Source organism: Chitinophaga sp. 30R24, from assembly GCF_049056765.1.
Lineage (GTDB): Bacteria > Bacteroidota > Bacteroidia > Chitinophagales > Chitinophagaceae > Chitinophaga.
The window spans coordinates 33615-56440 of the sequence record NZ_JBJGXX010000007.1 but is presented as its reverse complement, the minus strand read 5'-3'; the positions used below and the strand labels follow the sequence as shown (position 1 = coordinate 56440).

Annotated in this window: 14 protein-coding genes; all 14 read left to right on the top strand. The window is 45.1% G+C overall.

Annotated features, from left to right (window positions below):
* Positions 1-20: 20 nt before the first annotated feature.
* The 14 genes from ACDQ55_RS15420 (at position 21) to ACDQ55_RS15355 (ending at position 22823) form a co-directional block, all read left to right on the top strand.
* Positions 21-455 carry a MarR family winged helix-turn-helix transcriptional regulator gene (locus ACDQ55_RS15420; RefSeq protein ID WP_420982303.1) on the top strand — a complete coding sequence of 145 codons (435 nt, stop codon included), beginning with the start codon at positions 21-23 and terminating at the stop codon, positions 453-455.
* Positions 456-467: 12 nt separating this feature from the next.
* On the top strand, positions 468-1883 hold the full coding sequence (locus ACDQ55_RS15415) for an MFS transporter (protein WP_420982302.1): 1416 nt from the start codon (positions 468-470) through the stop codon (positions 1881-1883).
* A gap of 12 nt (positions 1884-1895) precedes the next feature.
* Positions 1896-2468: a cysteine hydrolase family protein gene (locus ACDQ55_RS15410; protein WP_420982301.1), complete on the top strand. Its 573-nt coding sequence runs from the start codon at positions 1896-1898 to the stop codon at positions 2466-2468.
* 281 nt (positions 2469-2749) lie between these two features.
* Positions 2750-4009: a glycoside hydrolase family 71/99-like protein gene (locus ACDQ55_RS15405; RefSeq protein WP_420982300.1), complete on the top strand. Its 1260-nt coding sequence runs from the start codon at positions 2750-2752 to the stop codon at positions 4007-4009.
* Between the two features lie 1005 nt (positions 4010-5014).
* Entirely contained in the window at positions 5015-6910 is a 1896-nt protein-coding gene (locus ACDQ55_RS15400; protein WP_420982299.1) for a chitobiase/beta-hexosaminidase C-terminal domain-containing protein, read from the top strand.
* A 55-nt stretch (positions 6911-6965) separates the two neighbouring features.
* The gene (gene porV, locus ACDQ55_RS15395) at positions 6966-8192 is read left to right on the top strand and encodes a type IX secretion system outer membrane channel protein PorV (RefSeq protein ID WP_420982298.1); all 1227 of its coding nucleotides are present in this window, start codon (positions 6966-6968) and stop codon (positions 8190-8192) included.
* A 73-nt stretch (positions 8193-8265) separates the two neighbouring features.
* Positions 8266-11295, top strand: a complete 3030-nt coding sequence (locus ACDQ55_RS15390; protein ID WP_420982297.1) for a SusC/RagA family TonB-linked outer membrane protein — start codon at positions 8266-8268, stop codon at positions 11293-11295.
* Positions 11296-11343: 48 nt separating this feature from the next.
* The gene (locus ACDQ55_RS15385; RefSeq protein ID WP_420982296.1) at positions 11344-12918 is read left to right on the top strand and encodes a RagB/SusD family nutrient uptake outer membrane protein; all 1575 of its coding nucleotides are present in this window, start codon (positions 11344-11346) and stop codon (positions 12916-12918) included.
* Positions 12919-12949: 31 nt separating this feature from the next.
* Complete coding sequence (locus tag ACDQ55_RS15380; RefSeq protein WP_420982295.1) at positions 12950-14569, top strand: carbohydrate-binding protein; 1620 nt, start codon at positions 12950-12952, stop codon at positions 14567-14569.
* 30 nt (positions 14570-14599) lie between these two features.
* Positions 14600-15667 (top strand): DUF5007 domain-containing protein, encoded by a 1068-nt coding sequence (locus ACDQ55_RS15375; RefSeq protein WP_420982294.1) that lies wholly within the window; start codon positions 14600-14602, stop codon positions 15665-15667.
* Between the two features lie 62 nt (positions 15668-15729).
* Positions 15730-18921 (top strand): SusC/RagA family TonB-linked outer membrane protein, encoded by a 3192-nt coding sequence (locus ACDQ55_RS15370; RefSeq protein ID WP_420982293.1) that lies wholly within the window; start codon positions 15730-15732, stop codon positions 18919-18921.
* Positions 18922-18950: 29 nt separating this feature from the next.
* Positions 18951-20459, top strand: coding sequence for a RagB/SusD family nutrient uptake outer membrane protein (locus tag ACDQ55_RS15365; RefSeq protein ID WP_420982292.1), 1509 nt, complete (start codon positions 18951-18953; stop codon positions 20457-20459).
* A gap of 10 nt (positions 20460-20469) precedes the next feature.
* Positions 20470-21195: a hypothetical protein gene (locus ACDQ55_RS15360; RefSeq protein WP_420982291.1), complete on the top strand. Its 726-nt coding sequence runs from the start codon at positions 20470-20472 to the stop codon at positions 21193-21195.
* Positions 21196-21224: 29 nt separating this feature from the next.
* The gene (locus ACDQ55_RS15355) at positions 21225-22823 is read left to right on the top strand and encodes a DUF5008 domain-containing protein (RefSeq protein WP_420982290.1); all 1599 of its coding nucleotides are present in this window, start codon (positions 21225-21227) and stop codon (positions 22821-22823) included.
* Positions 22824-22826: the final 3 nt, after the last annotated feature.

The following is a 22826-nucleotide window of genomic DNA, read 5'->3' as shown; positions in this document are numbered from 1 at the left end:
CAAAGTAACTTTGGTAAATTATGATTTCAAAAGAAGATCAGGCTATTGCCCAGGAGCTTCGCAACCTCGTTACCAGGATGAGCCGGCGCTTGCGCAAGCAGATCAGTAATCCGGATGCCCTGTCTATTGCAGAAGGTAATGTAATAAGCATCCTGATGAACCATAAAGCCCTGTATCCTTCAGCATTAGGAGCGCAGCTCAACATCTCTTCCCAATTTATGTCACAGATATTAAACCGCTTGGAAAAGCTGGAATATATAGCGCGGAAGAGTGCGCCGGAAGACGGCCGGAAAACTTTAGTGTCGCTTACCAGGAAAGGTAAGCACATGGTAGAGGAGAGCCGTCAGGAGCGGGAAGAATGGTTGGCGCAGGTAATCGCAGGGAAGTACAACAATCATCAGAAAAAGTTGATTAAAGAAGCATTATCGTTGCTCATAGAGGTAACGGAACTATAGCAAGGACGCATTATGAAGAGTAGTTATAAAAAAGGCACGGCATTGTTTATGGCGCCTCTGATCCTGGGGAACATGTTAAATCCGCTGAACTCCACTATGCTGGCTACCGCCATTGTGGTTATTTGCAGCACATTCAAACAGGATCTGGGAGCAGGAGCTTTGCTGATAGTGCCATTATATCTTACTTCTGCGATTGGCCAACCGCTGATGGGCAGATTGGCAGATATTTTCAGCGCCAGGAAAATAAATGTGCTGGGATTTATACTGATCCTGATTTCAGCGGCGATTGGTGTTTTTGCTGTTAATTTCAGCTGGCTTATTGTGTCGAGGATATTACTGGGACTTGGTTCCTCGGCAGCTTATCCGTCTGCGATGACGTTGATCCGGCAGCGGTATGCAGCATTGCAGCAAGAAGTGCCGGGTATGGTACTGGGCGTAATTGCTACGGCTTCGCAGATATCCATTGCTTTTGGCCCTTTCCTAGGTGGCATACTTACAGAACATTTCGGTTGGCAAGGGATCTTTTTTGTTAATATTCCATTAGTGCTGATTGCCTTGGGGTTAACTGCCTGGGAGAAAAAACAACTGCCTTTACCTGAGCAGGAACCGGCCGAGGCCAAGTCTGTTAAAGGTCTGGATCTTCCGGGAGCAGGTGTTTTTAGCATATTACTTATTGGGTTTTTATTGACGTTACTGTATCCTTATTGGTTGTATATACAGGTACCGGCTATTATCGTGGTATTATGGTTTTTTGTGCAGATGGAAAAACGTCATCTTCAACCCTTTATTAATGTACGTTTGTTAGCCATGAATCTGCCGTTAAGTACTACCTTTCTACGGCAAATTGCCATCAATTTTGTTATGTACCTCGCGCTGTATGGACTCCCGCAGTGGCTGGAGCAATCTAAAGATATCAATCCCTCCAGGGTAGGACTGATGATGTTGCCTTTGTCGATAGCTGCCATGGGAGTGGGGTTGTTGGTATCGCGTACCCGTAATCATAACCGGTTACAGGTAGCGGGCACTATTAGCATTACGGCGGCAGCAGCCGGTTTATTTTTATTGAATCAACATGTTTCGTTATTGTTGGTAATAGGTACTTCTGTCTTGTTAGGGATATCCATGGGGGTTATAACGATTGCGAACCAGGCTACTTTATATGTGGCCGCGCCGGTAGATCAGGTGGGCATTTCTTTTGGGTTATACCGCACGGTGGGTTATATAGGCGCTATTGTGGCAGGGTCGAGGCTTAAACATGAGTTTCATGGAGGGGCTACCGATACTGGTTTACATTCACTGGCAGGCTATGCATTGATTGCTTGTGGGGTGATCACCATTTTTTTACTACCAGTCCTCTTTAATAAGTCAGCCAGTCAAATACCTGCTAAATCATCACAATCACAAAAAACAGATAAATCACGTCTCTAAAATTACATTCTTATGGGAACAACAAATCAAGGTACTGTCTTGCTAGTAATGGATATCCAGAAGAAAATGATGGAGTTTAACCCTAATCCTGCCCCATTGCTGGCCAATATAGAAAAGGTGGTAGCTGGCGCCAGGGCTGCGAATATTACGGTGGTATACGTAGTATTGGGTTTTAGGCCTGGCTACCCGGATATCAATCCTGTTAACAAGAATTTTGCTGCTATTAGAGAAAGTGGAGGTTTATTTATAGCAGGATCAGAAGGAGCGGAAATACATCCGGCAGCGGCTCCTCTGCCAGAAGATATCATTGTCACTAAAAAACGTATCAGTGCATTTGCTGGCAGCGATCTGGATATAGTGCTCAGATCTCTCAAGGCAGAACAGCTTATTATCACCGGTTATGCTACCAGCGGTATTGTGCTTAATACAGTAAGAGAAGCAGCAGATAAGGATTATAGCCTGATCGTATTATCTGATGGTTGTGCAGATTCGGATCAGGAAACGCATGAATTCCTGATGACCAAAATATTCCCCCGTCAGGCAGAGATAAAAACAACAGCAGAGTGGTTGGCTACTATCGGTTAAAAAATGCATATTATTTATATAAGGGGCAAAGACAAAATACTTTGCCCCTTATTTTTTAGTTGTTGTAAGCTAACCCGCGTTTAACGGTTAAAAGCGTTTATAAGTGGCGATATATGCTATTGAAAAAGCACTATCTTTAGCCTATATATTGATTTGTTGGAGAAGTGGAAACCCTGGACCATTATCTTTCGCCATCAGACTATTTCCCGAAGTACAATTTAATATTCGCAACGGAAAAGTAACAGTCACAAAATTATCATCAGCTCAATAGTAAAAGTAATATGAGAAGTAAACGGTTGTTAAAAAGCGTGATCTTTTTTTTAGCGTGTAGCCTGTTAGGGTATGCCCGCGCGCAGGCACAACATTCCCCCAGGTATCCAACCTATAAAGGCCTGGTAATGGCCGGTTATCAAGGGTGGTTTAATACGCCAGGTGACAGTGCAGGAAGGAGATGGCACCACTATGAGCACCGGGGGGTATTTAAACCTGGTTCTTGCGAAATAGACCTGTGGCCAGATGTCAGGGAATATAAAAAAACGTATAAAACGGATTTCAGTTACGCCGATGGAACACCCGCTTCCGTATTTAGTCCGTACGATGAGTCTACTGTATTCCTGCATTTTAAATGGATGAAAGATTATGGTATAGATGGGGTATTCATGCAGCGGTTTGTTGCGGAGATCCGTAATCCCAGCGGTAAAAAGCATTTCAATGCAGTACTGGACCATGCCATGGGCGCAGCAAAAAAATATGACCGCGCCATTGCAGTGATGTACGACCTTAGTGGAATGCGACCCGGCGAAGAGCAGCTGGTACTTGGCGACCTGGATGAACTCATAAAAAAATACGACCTGATTAAAGGAAAGAAAAGCCCGACTTATCTGCATCATAACGGTAAACCAATGATTGTGATCTGGGGGGTAGGATTTAATGATCACCGCGCTTATGGATTGAAAGAAGTAGAAACTCTGCTGGATACGATGAAAGCGAAGGGATTTAGTGTAATGTTGGGAGTTCCTACCTATTGGAGGGCGCAGGGCCAGGATGCAGTAAAAGATGAAGACCTGCACCGGATCATCAGGAAGTCTGACGTAATTATGCCGTGGTTTGTAGGGAGATATAATGGTAAGAGTTATGATCAGTTTAAAGGACTGGTTAGTGAGGATGTAGCCTGGTGTAAGCATAACGGTGTAGATTATGTGCCCTTGGCATTTCCAGGCTTTTCCTGGAAAAATATGAATGGCCCCAGGTCTAACGCTATTCCGCGTGAAAGAGGTAGTTTCTTCTGGCGGCAGGTAGCGGGGGCTAAAAGTGCCGGTGCAGAGATGTTATATGTAGCGATGTTCGATGAAATGAATGAAGGTACTTCTATCTTCAAATGCGCTACTACTGATCATTTGCCACTTAATGGCGATGGCACTTTTGTAGGTATTGATAGTGATTTGGGAAGTGATTATTATCTATGGCTGACTGGCCAGGCGGCGAATTGGTTTCATGGAAAAGGTAGTTACGGAGAAGAGGTGCCGGAGAGGAAAAAGTAAGGGAAGCCAAATATTAAAAATAAAATCCAGCAAGGATAACGGTCATGAATATGCCTTATCCTTGCTGGATTTTTATTGGTCTTGTTTTTAATTTTTTTTAAAATAAAGAGCACAATATTGCAGTATTTTATTATAGCCAGATGTTATTTTATCCTTTATTTGTCAAGGTATTGAGACAATTTTGTATATAAAATTAATTTTAGCAAAACTTTGGATTTTCGAATTTACGATCGTATTTTAGTGTGGTTAAAACGTTTTAGCATTACGGGTCTTAATAACAAATGAATAATTCCAAAATCATGATGTAGTATTACTAATCAGAAGAAAAGAAAAAGAATTCCACGATTTCCACGTTACAGGCATTTGTAGCTCTCTTTTAAGGTTCAATTGTACAGGCAGTATACTCCTATTTTACCAGTTCATACAGGAGTTGGCGGATTGCCGGCGTTCTCCGGATTTTTTAACTGATGTAGCACGGCAGGGAGAATGTTTGAAAACAATATATAGTCTGATGCTTACAAAATGTGACTGAACAATCAGCTGAAAAGTTATTTTATCAACCGTAGATTTTCCGGGCAGATCTGGGAAGTGTAGTTGTTGGCCTCGAACTGTCCTGTGTTTCTGGCATTTTATCTGATGCGTATTCCGACGAGTACCATTTTACATGATTAGTATGGCATTGATAGACTAGTCAACTGAAATTTTTTTCAGGCAGATGGAATATCTATCCCTATTCCATTGGTCCTGTTGTATTCACCGGGCAAATATCTATCGCATGAAAATTAGTACACCATAGTTTTTTAAGGGTAATGTAGCTGTATAGCTACTGTGCCGGGTATCTGCATTCCTGATACCGGAACCAATATACTTTTCCTTTACTATTTGCCGCCTGTCTGCAGGTGCAGGGATTGTCATGTCGCTTGTTTTGAATAAATATTCAGTTAGGTAGGCTATCTATAAAATGGAATCGGAAGAGGTAGTTTCCGATAAAATTCATCATTGAATATGAAACAATTAAACAAATTGATACTTATTATCAGCTGTATGGCCACTGGTCTTCTATTGGCTATGGGAAGCAAGGCGGTTGAAAGTAGTCCGCATACTTCCTTTACAGTAGCGCCGCCGGGAGATACTGCCCGCGGGCTGATCGGCTATTATTATAACGATAGGAATAATGGCCTCCATTTCACAACATTGGTATTTTCCCGCCTGGATTCCATTTTTTGGTATAACTGGGGCGGTAATTCTCCTGATCCACGTATTACTAATGATACTTTCTCGGTACGTTGGAGGGGCATGTTTCGTGTACCCGTTTCCGGTACCTATACTTTTAACTCCAACGCAGATGATGGATTTAAGTTTATTATTAAGGACTATGCAAACCGGGAAGCTGATCCGGGTACGGTAGTAATGGATAATAAAGGCAACTGCTGCTCCGACTTCTCCGGCCAGGCGACCCTGGAGGCAGGAAAGCTTTATCCTATCGAAATAGAGTTTTTTGAAGGAGGTGGCGGTGCTAATATTATGTATTTTAAATGGACCGGGCCAAACATTCCACAACAGCAAGTGCCTTCTTCCTATTTTTATGCTTTGTTGCCACAGGTGGCCGCCAGGCCTAAAATAACGCCAGACCGGGGTTTGTTTGAAGGCAGCGTAGCCGTAACCATGAGCACTACTACAGATGGCGGCGTTATTCATTATACCCTCGACGGCACTACGCCTACTGTGAATTCGCCAGTGTATAATCCTCAGGATACGCTTCACATTACGAGTACTACTACCGTGAAAGCCAGTACTTATATAGATGGTATGTATGTATCGGAAGTGTCTTCCGCACTCCTGAGTGTAATGCCGCCCGTAATACCAGATCCGGTGTTTGTACCTTCCGCAGGTATCTATAACGATCCCGTTAAAATGGCCATTGTGGTTGGGGAGCCAGGTTCCACTATCTATTATACTACCGATGGCAGTACGCCTACCACGGCTTCTTTAGTATATACAGACAGCATCCATATTGATTCTACTATGCGTATTAAAGCCTTTGCCGTAAAAGAAGGCCGCACCGCTTCGCAGGTAACAGCAGGTACTTATACTATTTTGCCGGAAGGAACAAAGCAGCCGGTTTTCAGCATCGCCGAAGGTACTTACGCCAGTGCCCAACAAGTAGCGATTTCCTGTGCTACTCCCGGTGCAGTGATCCATTATGCCCTCAACGACAATGTGCTTAATTCCAGTTCGCCTGTATATACCGCACCGGTAGATATCAGTACTATTGCTACCCTGAAAGCTTATGCTTCGGCTGATGGCCTGAGCGACTCCAGAGTGGCCATTGCCAGTTATATTATAGGCAATGATGAAGCTGCTGCCAGCGCGCCACAGTTCAGCTTCCCGGGAGGTACCTATAATGGTGTGCGGCAGGTAGGATTGTTCACCGACACCAAAGGCGCTACTATCTATTATACTACCGACGGTAGTATGCCCGATGAAAATTCTTCTATATACTATAATCTGATCCAGGTAACGGATAGCGTTACCATCAATGCTATTGCCGTTAAGGCGGGTATGAAGGCGTCTGCAGTATCTTCTGCTACTTATGTGATCATTGGGGAGGCTAGGGATACCTCCCTGATAGATACCCACTTGCCACCAGCACTGCTGTCTATTACTCCCAATCCTGCCGGTAACCAGGCACGTATCAGTTGGACGGGTATTGTGATCACTCGCGATGGTTACCGTGTAGTGGTTACTGATAGCAGGGGAGCAGTGGTAGCTACCACCCTGGTAAATGGTGGCTATACTTATTGCGTTATCAATACCAGCACCCTGGCCGATGGTGTGTACTTCGTAAAGGTGCTGTCTGGTAACTCGGTGGCGAAAGGAAAATTGATCATTGCCAGGTAGGCAAATAAATCACTATGTATCATCAGGAGGCTCTTATTTCTATAAATTATTTGACATGATGTATCCAGGTTTTAATCAGGACAAAAGGGCGCCCAGGCAGCCCCGTGCATTTACATCAGCATATCGGTGGTGGCTGGCAGGCCTGATAGGTTGCTCCCTGCTGTTGCCGGAAAAAAAAGCAGCTGCGCAAATGTCGTATGGCGGCGTAGATGGCCGTACAAATGTGATTAATACTGCGGTGCCTTTTCTCCGCATTACCCCCGACGCCCGGCGTTCTGCACTCGGCGATGCTGGCATCGCTTTATCACCAGATGCTAACTCGGTGTTCTCTAACCTCTCACAAATACCGTTTGCGGAGGCGGAAAGGGCGGTTTCCGGGAGTTTTACCCCCTGGCTAAGGTCTATGGCCAGCGACGTGTATCTGGCCAGTATATCGGCTTATAAGAAGCTAGACAGTCTGCAGGCCATCGGTATAGGATTCCGCTACTTCAACCTGGGAACTATACAATTGGAAGATTTCCAGGGAATGGACCAGGGCCAGGTGAAACCAGGCGAATTGTCGCTGGACGCCGGATATGCCCGCAAGTTATCTGAACATTGGTCTGTGGGAATAGCTTTCCGTTATATCCATTCCAAACTGGCTTCCGGGACAAAGGCTGGCGGTGTGGGAAACTACAAGGCGGGGAACGCTTTTGCCAGTGATGTTAGCCTTACCTACACCAGCCTGAAACAATACGGCGGAGGTGGGAAAGGTACCTGGCGTTTAGGGGCGGTAATGTCTAACATCGGCACTAAAATCTCTTATTCTACCAACAGCGAGGATAAATATTTCCTTCCCGCCAACCTGGGTATCGGTGGCGGCTATACGTACCAGTTAGATAACAAAAATGCATTGACGCTGACACTGGATATCAACAAACTGCTGGCGCCTACACCAGATACGGTAGACGGCAATAAAGACGGTATCCCGGACTACCGGCAAAAAGGTATCCTCAGGGGTACTTTTGGCTCTTTCGGCGATGCACCCGGTGGACTGTCGGAAGAATTGCACGAGCTGATGTATGCTACCGGTGCAGAATATACGTATGGTAACCTGTTTGCCCTACGTGCCGGTTACTATAACGAACATAAAACAAAAGGTAACCGGAAATACCTCTCTGCAGGATTTGGCCTGAAATATAACATCGCAGCGCTGGATTTTTCTTACTTAATACCCGCAGGCGGTGATCCATTACACCCGCTGGCTAACACCTTGCGTGTTACTGTGGCAATTACCTGGTAAGATGAAATTACACGGCCGGATCAGGTATCCGGCAGGCAAAGTTTATTATTTCTCATACACAAAAAAATAGTATATGCATTTCATCATGCGACGCTGTGTAATAGGTTTGCTGACCGGTTGTTTGTTGACAGCAACAGCAGTGGCTGAAAGCAAGAGCACCTGGGGTAATACGGATCTGCCGGCGCCGGTAATGGGCTTTGTTCCAAATGACACTATAGTGAAGCCGTTGTCGGGAAAAGCAAAACTCGATAGTATCCGTAAAAGTATGCTTCCTGTGGATACGAATCAAATGGCAGCGTTCAGAAAAAACAGCCTGGATATAAACCGGGCGGCTATCTATCCTTATTCCGCCTTGCAGCAAATGCTGAAAGGAGATATCGCCGGCGTATATATCCAGGAACCCAGTGGCGAGCCCGGTACGGAAATGGGCATGATGATACGGGGTACTGCTATTCCGCTTACTTCCCATAAAGATGTATACGACGCGCAGCCTTTGGTAGTACTAGACGGTATTCCATTAATCATGGACCATCCTTTTGCTTTTGATGTGCAACAATATGATTATACCCGTATTGGTCCGGCTACGAACTTGCTGGCCGCTATCGATCCTAATAATATCGCATCTGTAGAAGTATTGAAAGATTACGCCGCTGCAGCTATATATGGCCCCCGCGCAGCTAATGGTGGTGTGATCTCTATCCGCACTAAAGCGCCGGTGATCGGTGGCCGTAAGATCGCTTTCAATACCTGGTTTGGTATTACGCAGCGGCCAAGTATATATACAACGAATGCCAGGTATGAAAATGATTTCCGCCAGCCGTATTATAGCCGTTATGCTACCCTGGATGATATCCTTACCTACCCCATGTACCTGCGCGATTCTACTAACCAGGCATATTATGGTCCAGCCAATTGGACAGATCTTTATTACAGCAATAAGTTGATAAGAGGCGCCAATGCGAGTTTGTCGAGTGGTTCGGATAGGGCCAATTTCCGTTTTGCTATTGGCAACGAACAAATGCAGCACCCGGGCGACAATACGAAACTCGACCGCTACAATGCTATGTTCGAAATTAATATGGTGCCAGTATCCTGGCTTACCATGTCAATGATGATCAATGCCACCCGGCTGGAAAGGCAACGTAATAAATCGCTGAGAGACCGTTTTGCCGGCGTACAATACCTGCCGGACCTGGGCGCTCCGTTGCCGCCCAATAAAGACGCCTACGCGGCTTTCCTGGCCGAATACGATAAATCGTTTGATAATAATAAGTCCAATAGCATCAATGGATTTTTCCGCCTGAAAGTAGCATTTTCACAAGATTGGAACTTTACTTCTAATCTGAGCGCAGATTATAACGAAGGGTTGCGGGATGTGTTTTATCCCAGTACCCTGATGGAAACGGTGAACTATGTGTCTGATTATTTTGGCTATAACCAACGGGTATCCTTTAATAATACCCTTAATTTTCATCATGCCTGGGGGCAGGTGCACGACCTCAGCATGGAAGCCGGGCAAGTATTTGAGGCAGATTTTAACCGGTATAATTTCTCTTATGCCTACAACGGTCCCAATGATCTCATTAAACTAAACCTGTTGTATTCAGATCAGAACCAGGATAATTATCTTACCCCTAAAGTATATAACCGTGCACTCATTAACATGGCACTGGATAAACAGCGCCATCGCCTGTTGTCTTTCTTTGGCCGTGGTATATACCGTTATAACGATGTATGGGACTTTTCGGTGCTGGTACGCTCCGATGGTTCTTCCAGTGCGCAACCCGACAACTGGTGGACGGTATCCCCTACTTTTTCTGCCGGCTGGAATGCTAAGAAAGCATTGCTGGCAGACCGTCAAAGTATTAACGACCTTCGCCTGCATGCCAGTTGGGGACGCATTGCCCGTTTGCTGACCGACGACCGTTTTGGCGAAGGTCCTCAATATGTATCCGACCTTTCTTTCAATAATAATCCGTTGAAATTTTCATACAACGCATTGCCAGCCTTGTCCAGGCCCTATTCTACTGGGTATATCGGTACAGGTATAAAATGGCCTTATTCAGATCAGCTGGATCTTGGACTAGACCTGGCTGTGTTGCAGCGCCGGGTGAATATATCGTTGGATGTATATAACAAAGTAGATAACAATATGCTGATCAATGTGCCAGGTGGCGCAGAATATGGCTATACTTCTATTTACCAGAACGGGCTGAAGGTCCGCAACCGTGGCGCCGATTTTACCATTCAGGCAAATGTGCTGCCTGCAGCCAGTAAATTGCAATGGATACCCGCTGCTAATATCAATTTTAACCAGAATACCTTGCTGGCATTGCCTGGCGGAATTACCCAAATGACGACCAGTACAGGTAACAATGCCCGTATACTGCAGGTAGGCCATGCGATCGATCAGTTTTGGGTACTGGAAAATAAAGGTATCTATAACCGGGACAGGGATATTCCTACAGACACTAAAACAGGCAATAAACGAACTTATAAAGGTACGCCGCTGTCTGCAGGCGATCCTATCTGGAAAGACCAGAATGGTGATAATACCATTGATGATAATGACAAAGTACTAAAAGGCCATTACCTGCCGCAAGTATCCGGAGGTTTCAGCAGCGACGTGGTATACCGCAACTTCACCCTGAGCTTTACGTTGTACTATGCCCTAGGTAAAAAAATCCTGAACCAGGATATGGCTAACCACCTTGATTTTGTAAACCACGAAGGACAGATCTCCATGGATGCAGTAAAGGAAATTACCTTCTGGCAGAAAGTTGGGGATTATACCCGTTATCCGCTCTACAATCCCTGGAGCAAAGTGGGCGCCTACCGGGCAGACCAGGACCTATTCCTGGAAAACGGTTCTTTCCTGAAGCTGCGTAATATTTCCCTGCAATATGATGTAACGAAGGCTCGCTGGTGGAATAAAAATTCGCCGATCCATGGCTTTACTATTTATGGCACTGCCAGCAACTTGTTTACCATTACTCCCTATACAGGAGGAGATCCGGAGCTGATCTACTTCAATGGAGTGGATAATGGCTATGGGCTGCCTATTTCGAGAACATATACTCTCGGCGTAAAAATGGACTTGTAAACGCCGGCGCAATGCAATAATTAATTGAACAGCATAAATAATTTTTGAATGAAGTATCCATTTTCTTGTAGTAATCATTTAAAAGGAGCGCTGGCAGCCAGATTATTGTTGCTGGTCCTTCTCACGGGTACGGTACTTCCGGGCTGTAAAAAATTACTGGATATTGATTCCTCTCATACTGTGGCTGAGAAGAATATGTGGAATTCGCATGAAGATACCCGTAGTGCATTGATCGGCGTATATGGATTGATGCGGGCTGCGCTAGCCAATAACAATGCTTTCTGGATGTATGGGGAGTTGCGTAACGGCGACTTTGCAGCAGTACAGCGCCAGGATATTGATGCAGTGATTAGGAATAACCTGCACGCGCCGCTGGATATGCTCAACGAACTTTCCAACTGGAGGCGTTTCTATGCGGTAGTGAATGCCGCTAACCTGTTCCTTGAACATGTAGGCGATGTGAAGGCCAGAGACCCACGCTATAGTGAGCAAAATATGAATGTAGATATTGCACAGGTGCGCTTTCTCCGCGCATTTGCCTATTTCTACCTGATACGCATATGGGGAGATGTGCCGCTGATCACCACTTCCCACGACGGAGAATTTGAGAATAAGGCCCGTGACCCCCAACAGCGTGTACTGGCCTTTATTGAACAAGAACTGCAGGCATCGGCAGATGCGTTACCATATATGTATAGCAGCAACGACCCTCAGCAATTGGGCAATTACTATAATGAAACAGGTGATAAATGGAACGGTATCTTGGCCCGAAAGCTCAGCGCATATGCATTACTGGCACATGTAGCTGCCTGGCAATCCAAGTATTCTAATGTAGCAGCTTATACGAAATTTGTTATTGATAATTACCTCAAAGAAGGCCATAGTTTCCTGAACACAGAAGACCTTACCAAATCCAATGGCTTCTTCTCTGGTCGTGGTACTACCCCGATCGTGAACCGCATCATTGCACTGGATTTTGATTTTAATAATGGTGATGGTTCCTATTCCGGCCATCTGGAAGAACTAACGCTTGCAGCTCCCATGGTATCTAAATCACAACCAGAAATCTATGTGCCTAAAGACACAATTCTATCGCTCTTCGATCAGTACCGTGATGAGCGTTTCAGCCTGGATAGCATTACTGGGGAACCTGCCAGTACCCGTTATTTCACCAGCTTTGACAGTCATATTCCCATCTTCTCCAAAATAAAAGTGATACAAGATGGGGCTACCTCAGATCCAGACTTCCGCATTTTCGGCAGCGCGATGATGTTTACCCGGATGGAAGAGATATCGCTTTTGCGGGCAGAAGCCCTGGCCGTATTGGGGGATCAGGGCGGCGCTACCGATCTGCTTAATCAGCTGCGCGATCAACGTAAAATGTTGCATTATAACGCGGATAAGGAAGGCGATCTGTTGGAGGCCATTTTCCGGGAACGCCGTAAAGAGTTGATGGGAGAGGGATGGCGTTGGTTTGACTTGATCCGCTATAATAAGTTAAAACGAAGTGATGCCAATTTTATCCGCCTGATCGATGAAGGAGGTATCTATTGGCCGGTGTCGAAGGAGGTGCTGTCACAAAATAAGCTTATCACACAAAACCCTTACTGGATCAACAGATAATATCGATTCATAAACCAACAAACTATTTATCATGCGAAAGAACATATTTCGTTTTGGTGCAGTAACAGGACTGGTGATATTGTTCTTGTATGCCGGATGTAAAAAAGACAGCGGTTACTACAACCATAAAAATATCATTCACGAATTTTCGGGGAGTACCTACGATTTCCTGAAAAGCCAGACAGGGGTATATGATTCCTTCCTGTATGTAATAGAAAGGAGCCACCTTGCAGATAGCCTCAAAACGGGTAACTATACCGTGTTTGCACCTACCAATGCTAGTTTTCAGGAGGCTATTTCCAATATGAACAATCTCCGGAAAGCCCAGGGCCGTCCTTTGTTATACCTAGCTACAGTAGCGGCCAATGAGCTGGACTCCATGGTAACTCGCTATTTAATCCACGGTACCGTTCCTGCCGACAGTATGAGCGGGCAGGATGGCATAGATCTTATTGCGGCCCGTTATAATTATATCATGCATGGTAAGTATGTAACCACCCGGGCGGAGGGCTATACAGAAGGAGGCCCAGGTGTGATCCAGTTCAGCAATACCAAGGGCGTTATATATACCCGGCAATGGACTACCAGCAACACTGTGGCAGTAGATATCCGTACCAACAACGGCCTGGTAAACGTAATGGACCGGAACCATATTTTCGGCTTCGATGAGTTCATTGGCCGTGTAAACCCTACATTGCCCATCCCCTATAACGTAGCTCCGTTACCGATACCTGGTACTATCGGCTTCGAACAGTTCGATAAAGGCGGAGAATCGGTGGCTTATCACGACAATGATGTTAATAACAATGGCGCCCAATACCGTCCTAATGAAGGCGTGGATATTGAAAATGCGGGTAACGGGGAAAATGGTTATGATGTTGGCTGGACCAACTCGGGAGAATGGCTCATATACACTGTAATGGTGAATGAGCCTGGCCAGTACCGTTTGTTGCTTCGTGCTGCTTCTTCTAAAACGGAAGCGCAGGGAGGCGGTACACTACACCTGGAAATGGATGGTAATCCTGTTACTAATGGTATTAAAATAAAAGGTACGGAAGGTAACCAAAACTGGTATGATAATGAGATTGTTACCCGTGATCTCCCTGCCGGTAAACATCAACTCAAAGTAACCTATGATCTGGCTAACTATAATCTGCGCTATATGCGTTTCCTGCCGTTAAACAAGCCTTATCCAGTGCCAGGCACTATCCCAGTAGAGGAATTTGATAAAGGTGGGGAAGGGATAGGGTACCATGATGCCGACCCGGGCAACAATGGTGGTAAATACCGCACCAGTGAGGGTGTAGACATAGAACAGAATAAAGATGGTGGTGGTTTCGATGTGGGATGGACCAGTGATGGGGAGTGGTTGAGCTATACCATTGATGTAAAAAAAGAAAGCGACTATTTCTTCTATGCCGGGGTAAGTAGCCCGAATGAACCGAACGGTAATAACCGGTTCCATTTTGAGATAGATGGGCAGGATGTAACAGGGCCCATGAATTGCCCTAATACCGGTGGCTGGAGTACTTGGATAAATGTAAAATCGCCCCGTACCGCACACCTCAAAAAAGGCGTCCACGTGATGCGGTTTTTCCTGGAAACGGGTAACTACAATATCAGATCTTTTAAAATCAGTGAAGTTAATTAAGGTTAACGAAACGTATAAATGATGAAAGCTATGTACGGAAAATTAAGATATGGATGGATGCTAGCAATGGCGGTTTTGCTATTGGGATCTGCCGCATGCCGTAAATGGCTGCCGGATAGCGTGGATTACCTGAGCCCGAAAGCAGTGTACACGCAAAAGCTGTTTAATCCAATATTAGGCCGCACTACGGTGTTCTCACGTGTATTCAATACCGATAATTCCTCTACGCCAATCACTTTCAAAATTGTGAATGTGCGTTACCGTTCTAACGGACAGCCTACCCAAGACCTGGAAAAGGTGATACCTGTATGGGTATGGAAGCAAGGATACACTGGTGATGAAAAATCATTGGCGGAAATAGAGGCGAAAAGACAACTGGAAAATCATCCTGTTTGGGAAATCCGTGAAAAAAGTGGCGATTTTATTCTGTGGGCACAGGCCGACAGCACTATGTTGCGCCAGTATCCTGATTCGGGTTATCTGTTTGATGTAGTCGCCGCTAATTCTGGTGGTACCAATACCTACAGGGATCTTACCTTAACGCCTACACGCGAATTGCCTTATAGCCCTGCTACCGATATCGATCCTACTACGGGCCAGCCGGCCATGGAATATCCTAATCCCGGTGATTCCAGTAAGTTCCTGTATAAATATGTTCATCCTGCAATCAGCAATATTTTGGGCGACAGTACCGAACGCCCTGTTATATCCGATAGTGTGCGGGTGGTATTCCATAAAACAGGCGATGGCAACTCTCTTACTTTCAAGTTCCTGGGTAAAGATTCCCTGCCCATTAATCCTGCTATGTTCAGAACAACAGGGTCGTTAGACAGTTTGGTGCATGGATTTAATGTGAAGGCAACGGCACAGTATATACGCTATGACGTGGCTTATCCTATACCCGTGATTAACTATCCTACCCGTTGGACTACCAGCGACGGTTCCCAGGCCAGGGTCCATTTTTCTTACGACCGTAAAGGGTTTGGGGGTAACCGGCAAACAGCTGCCATCGACTTCGCTTTTTCAATTTATCAGAAAGGGGATTGGGAAATCATCTTTTATTTCTTCAGTGATAACCCGCGGTTCAGAGATGAATAAGAACATAAAAACGTATACGGTACTCCTTGTGAATCACATTTTGAAATAAATGATCTGGTGATATGAAACCAAATATCTTTAAAATAAATTTTTCTGGTAAAGGTGGTTGTTTTACCACCAGATACCTGGTAAACAGTGCCCTATGGCTGATCGGACTGTTGTTGCATGCCACTGTTGTATCCGCCCAACAACCCAAGGTGACCATTACGGGCATGGTAAGCGACCGTGAGTCTACCGACGCTATGGTAGGTGTAGGCATTGTGGAAGTAGTAGGTAAAGAAAGAAAAGTAGTAGGCGTTACAGATGCAAAGGGAAATTTTAATGTAAAAGTATCGCCGGATGCTGCTCTTACTTTCCGTTATGTAGGGTATCGGGAGTATACCGTAAAACCAAGGGTGGGTAAGCCTTTGGACATCCGTCTCAGTGTGAATGAAAATAAATTGAATGAGGCTGTGATTGTGGGGTACCAACAAAAAACCAGGGAGCTGACTACGGGTAGCTCGGTGATCGTTAGCGGGAAAGACATACAGGATGTACCTACCGCCAACATTGAACAACTGCTGCAAGGAAGGGTAGCTGGTTTGAACGTACAAAATAATACCGGTTCGCCTGGAGCCAGAGGGTCTGTATCTATCAGAGGGGTATCCAATATTACGGTATCCGGTAGTGGCGCCAACTCTTTTCTGTCGCCTACTTCCCCACTATACGTAATAGATGGGGTGCCGGTAGATGCAGATGGCAGCTTTACCTATGGCTTCGAATCGCAAGGTCCGGGAGTAAGCCCACTGTCGCTGATTCCTCCGGAAGATGTGCAGAGCATGGAGATCCTGAAAGATGGGCAAGCCACTGCCTTATACGGTTCCCGGGCCGCGTATGGCGTGATCCTTATTACTACCCGTCGCGGAAGCTCCAAAATACCAGTGGTACGCTATACCGGAAATTTCTTTGTGAGTGAAAAACCTACCCTGCGCGCTACTGTAGGAGGTAACCTGGAACGCCAGATCAGGGTGAAGGAAATTATGCAGAACGGCACTTACACAGATATCTTGAATATTTCCAACAATCCCATGTTGGCAGATAGTCTGAATCCTTACTATAACAGCTCTACCAACTGGCAAGGTATCTTCTATCAAACTACCTATAATCAAACACATGATATCAATATCAGTGGTGGAGATCCTACTTTTAATTATAAAACAGACCTCTCGTATTATCATGAAAATGGAGTGATCAAAAATACGGGTTTCGACCGTTATACTATTAATACCAATATGTTGTATCAGCCATCTCCTAAATTAAAAGTATTTGGCGTACTGAATACCCAGGTGGGTAACCGGAAATTAGGTAGTGGTAATAGCTTGTTACAGAGTGGTGTGGCAGACAATGGAAAGAAATCTTCCCTGCTGCCGGCGCCTTCTTTTTACTTAAGTACTGCCAGTTACCTTGGCGCATTGGAGAAAAAGAATGATAATAAAACGTTGAACATGACTGCCAGCATAGACGTTACCTATCAGTTGGTAGATGGGTTGAGCCTAGGTACTAATGTCAGCTATACTTATGCTTCAAATACCACAGACGAATTTACGCCAGCAGCGGCCAATAACGATTACTCACGGATAAAGGCCTACGACGACCGTAATGTTTCCCTCTATAACCGTAATTCCATTACTTATTTTAAAAGCATCAACAAAGCGCACAACTTTACTTTAATTGGTACTAACGAAATATATAACAAAGCCTTGCAGGCAAAAGTGCTGCAAACGGAACGTATGCCGAACGACCAGTATCAGGGCCCTTTGGGATACGGTAACGATGCATCTAAGGGTGGAGGATTGCTGGATAATTATGCCACGAGTCATACCGCTTCGTTCGCAGCCCTGTTTTCTTACAATTATAAACAGAAATATGTACTGGATGCAAGCTATCGTTTAGATGGGACTTCTACTACGGGTTTTGAGAATCCCTATTCTAAAAATCCTTCATTGGGTGTAAGGTGGAACTTTAATAAAGAAGATTTCTTAAAAGATCTGAAGTGGCTTACCTATGGCTGTTTACGCGGTAGCTGGGGACAGAATATTGTTCCTTCCGGGAATATATTCGATATCTACGGCACCTATAATCCAAAAGGTACTTACAACGGTAATATCCGCATTGGTTCCGATTTTTACCAGTTGCCCAATCCTTCACTGAGGCCGGCTACCACCACCCAATACGACCTGGGCTTGGAAGCAGGGTTATTCAACAGCCGTGTGGAAGTAATCTTCGATGCATACTATAAACCGGTTACCAATCAGCTACGCTCCATGGACTTGCCGGATATAACCGGTTTTAATAAAGTAGTAACAGACGAAACTGCGCTCACCGTATATGGTTATGAGTTAGCCCTCACATTCCGGCCATTGCCCGTTAATTCGCCTGTGCAATGGACTATCTCCGTGAATGGCGCATTGAGCAAAGATGTGCTTACTCACCTGCCTGGCGGCGCCAGACAAGTGGTACAGATAGATGATAACGGCAACAAAACATTTTTCCGTGTAGGCAGCAACTCCCTGGGTAACTATCTGCTCACAACCAAAGGCGTATTCGCCAGCAACAACGATGTACCCATTGATCCTGCTACCGGGCTGAGATATCGCACGGAAACGGGCCAATATTTTCAAGCTGGTGATCCCTATTGGTTAGACCGTGATGGTAATTATATTCTCGACATCAACGATTATACAGCACAGGGTAATTCACAGCCGCTGGTTACCGGAGGATTACAATCACAGATCTATTATAAAAGCTTTAGTTTAAGTATCAATGCTTCTTATACAGCTGTTCGCGATATCCTGAATGATGCTTTGTCTGAAAGACTGAAATACCTGAGTACTCCCTTTGGTAATAATTCTATCGTCGATTTCAATACCATTGATTATTGGAAAAGAAGTGGCAGTCATGCAGCTTATCCGGATCCATTCGATTACACCCGCGCAGGTGCGGTAAATCCTTACCGTGTGGATCAGACTTTATTTCAGGAAGATGGCTCTTATTTCAAGCTGAATACGGTAACTGTTGGTTATACGCTTAATAAAAACCTTACCAGGCGTTATGGCCTTAACACAGTACGTTGCTACCTCACCTGTAACAACGTAAAAACATTCTCCAGTTACAGCGGCCCGAATCCGGAGAACGTTTCAGCGCTGGGCCGCGATCAATCGGATGGTTATCCGGTAGCCCGCACCTGGACCTTTGGCTTGAACGTACAGTTTTAAAGTAATTTTTTATTTAAAAGCACTTGATCATGAACCGCAGGATTATATGTTTACTCGCATTATTATTGGCGATAACGCAGAGTGGTTGTAAGAAATTCCTGGATGTAAAGCCACTGGATAAGCTTTCAGGTAATGCGTTCTTTCAAAGTAAGAAAGATGTGGAAAGCAACCTTTGGGATAATTATGGATTGCTGCGCGATAAGTTAGGTTCCTGCCCCTTTTTGCCCAATGCCGGTGATGTGCGCTCGGGTATGATGGCAGAATCGCCGGAAGAGAAAGGGCGCGACTATGTACACTATGTTTCACAAAACGACCTGACCACCTTTATCAATAAAAGAGGTGACGACCAGTTGTACCACTGGCGTGAATTAACCCTCTGGCAGGGGTTTTATAAAGTGATACAAGCATCTAATAACCTTTATTATGAAGTAGGCGCCAAAGAGATCAAAGATATTACCAAAACAGACATAAAGCGTTACCAGGCCGAAGCCGTTTTTTTGCGTTGCCTGACCTATTGGCTGATGATCCGGGTATGGGGTGATGTGCCTTACTATACGGATGCTTATCATCAGGAAGCTTTGCCCAGGGAGAATATGGTGACCATTGCCAAGAATTGTCTTGACGACCTGACTAAGGTGAAAGACGATCTTCCGTGGAGCTATACAGATCCCGCCTATGTGGGCGTAAGGGCGAGTAAAGGAGCGTTGTTCGCGTTGATAATGGAGCTGGACCTGTGGAACGCTGGTTTTGATAAAGCCAACGCCAAAACTTATTACCAGCAGGCGGTTGATATAGGTACAGAACTGGTAAACAGCGGGCAGTACGAACTATTGCCCCTGAGCCAGTACCGGCAGCTATTTCAGGGCCGTACAAAAGAGAGCCTGTTCGAAATTGCCCAGAACTCTAACTATAAAGAGGTGATCATGTACAATACCTTCTCCGACCTGGTACTGCACTATCCTTATAAAAGGCCTGTGTCTACCCACCAATGGAGTTACGCTTATTACCGCGCTTCTTTCCTGAGCATGTTGTTTCCCAGCGGGCAGCCAGATGCGAGGGTACAGTATTGGTTCGATGAAAACATGCTGGCAGATGATGGCGATTTCCAATACCTGAAGTTTGTAAACATATATGCCATCACCGACCAGGAAGACTATAACCCGGATGGAGATGTGATCATCTTCCGTTATGCAGATGGCATCCTGATGTTGGCAGAGGCTTTATCTGAGCTAGGTCGCGATGATGAAGCCATTATACAGTTAAATAAGATCCGCAGCAGGGCGTTGGCCAATCCTTACGCAGGCGCTGGCGGCGACGCCTTAAAAGACGCCATTTTCGCAGAAAGGGCGAGGGAACTAATGGGAGAGGGGCATTACTATTTTGACCTGGTAAGAACAAGACGCATCTTCAATGCCAAATGGGCTTACTATCCGCTTACCCAGCTGCAGTTTGACCAAGGCGGATGGACCTGGCCGCTGGACCCTTCTGTGCAGAACCAGAACCCTTATGTGCAATTAAATACTTATTGGACCAAGTAAAACTACACTTATGCAACTATCTAAAAAGTATAGCTATTGCTGCCTTATTCTACTCGTTGCACTGACGGCATTCACCGCCTGTCAGAAGGAGAGTGATTATTATCTCGACTCAGGTTTGGCGAACCCTTATTTCAAAGGGAATGTAGTAGACTACCTGAATGCGAAACCCTTCTTTTTTGATTCAGTGGCCACGATTGTGAAGCTGTCTGGTATGGAAGATATTTTTAAGTCGGACTCCATTACCTTTTTTGCCCCCACCGATCATAGTATACAAACTTTGATAAACTATACTAATTCAGCTTTATATCAGTCCGGATATGATACCATTCGCACCTTGCAGGATGTACCGGCAGAAATATGGCGTAAATATCTCAGCGTATATCTTTTCCATGGGCTTAATCAACTAAAAGACTATCCGCAGATTGATTATAACTTATTGATCAATTATCCAGGACAGGCCTATTACTCATGGGATATGCAGCCAATGAATATTGGCGTGGTATATGGCGACGATAACGGCGTGAAATATGTGGGGTACCGCCAGTTGAGCATTTCTTATATCCCCAATGTATCTACGCCCATGCAGGGATGGGTCACTTCTTATGTGGCCTCTTGTAATATACTTACTGATAACGGAGTAGTACATGTGCTGAATGATGGCCATACCTACTTCGGATTTTATCCTTCGAAATTTATGCAGGACGTGATGGCCGTATTTGCCTCCTCCGGTAAATAAGATAATATACAAGCATTAAATATTTGCAGATGAGAGGTATATCTATATATAGGAACGTATTTTTTTTGGTGGGAATTTGTACTTGGCTGTTGGCAGGTTGCAGGCTTAAAGATAAAGCATACGACGACCCCTACGCTGGTGGAAAACCTTCATTAGGTATTGCCATGAGCAGCGACCTGCCAAATCCTAAATCAGGTGATCCTGGTACAGAAGTGACGTTTAAAGCAACTGGCTTATTGCCCTATCAATCTTCCCTGAAATTTTTCATCAACGGTGAAGCTGCCCAGATCTTAGCAATAGACAGCGCTTCTATCCGTGTAAAAGTACCGCAGAATGCCAGCACGGGTATAGGATATATTACGGTGGGAGATAGAATTGTTTTTGGCCCGGTATTCCGTGTAAATGGCAAACTGGGACTGGACAACACTTTTAAAGCGCAAGTAGGTTCCAATGGCTATATCAGCCGCTCTTTCCCCTTGCCGGATGGCCGGATGATACTCACCGGCAGTTTTACCGATTATGAAAACAAAGGCGCAGTGAAGCCGCTGAACCGGTTAATACTGGTGTCTCGCGATGGAGAGCTGGATCGCAGTTTGCAAACGGGTAACGGCGTTGGCGGATACTTAAATGATATCACCTGGCTGCCTAATGGCAAGTTCCTTGTAGCTGGCGGATTTTCCACGTATGATATACATATTGGAGAAATTAATAATGTTACTCTCCTTAACAACAATGGCGCTATAGACAGTATGGTGGTTAGAACGTATCTGGATCAGGATACCGTGCCGGCTTTCAATGGAGGGGTAGATGGGGCCATACAACGGATATTTGCACAAGGAAATACCATCACTGCGGTGGGTAGTTTTGGTTACTATCTACAACGTATATACGGACGTTCCGATTACCGCGGTAGAAGAGATTCGTTGATCACTGATTCTGTACGGGTAAAAAGCCTGGTGCGTTTCTTCGCCGATGGGTCGCTGGATTCTTCCTATAACTACAACTTTCTCCTGCACCGCAGTAACGACGGACCCAATGGTTACATTAATGATGCTTATATGCAGGAAGATGGAAAGCTGATCATTGTAGGACGTTTTTCCAAATATAATAACGAAGCGGTAAATAATATTGTAAGGTTAAATGATGATGGCGCTATAGACCGGACTTTTAAGGTGGGGAATGGCACAGACAATGCCATTAGTTCCATCACCTATAATACGGTTACGCACAAGTTCCTGCTTTGTGGCGCTTTCAACAATTTCGACGGTAAGGTGCAAAATGGACTGGTGATGTTGAACCAGGATGGTTCAATAGATCCTTCCTTTAAAGGAGCCGCAAGGAACAGTGACGATAGCTATTCTTTTGCACAGCAACTCTACAATGGCATGGTGCTGGTAAGCGGCTACTTTAAAAGTTATGGTGGCGTTCACAGGGGGCAGTTTATGTTGCTAGACCCCACCGGTGCATTGGCTGCCGGGTATAACACCACAGGAGATGTGGATGGCGTTATAAGGAGTGTACAACAGTCCTATAATTTTTCTAATCAGTTGCAATTGCTGATTACGGGTGGTTTTTCCAAGTTTGATGAACAGCCTGTCGGTAATATCACCCGGCTTTTACTTAAATGATGG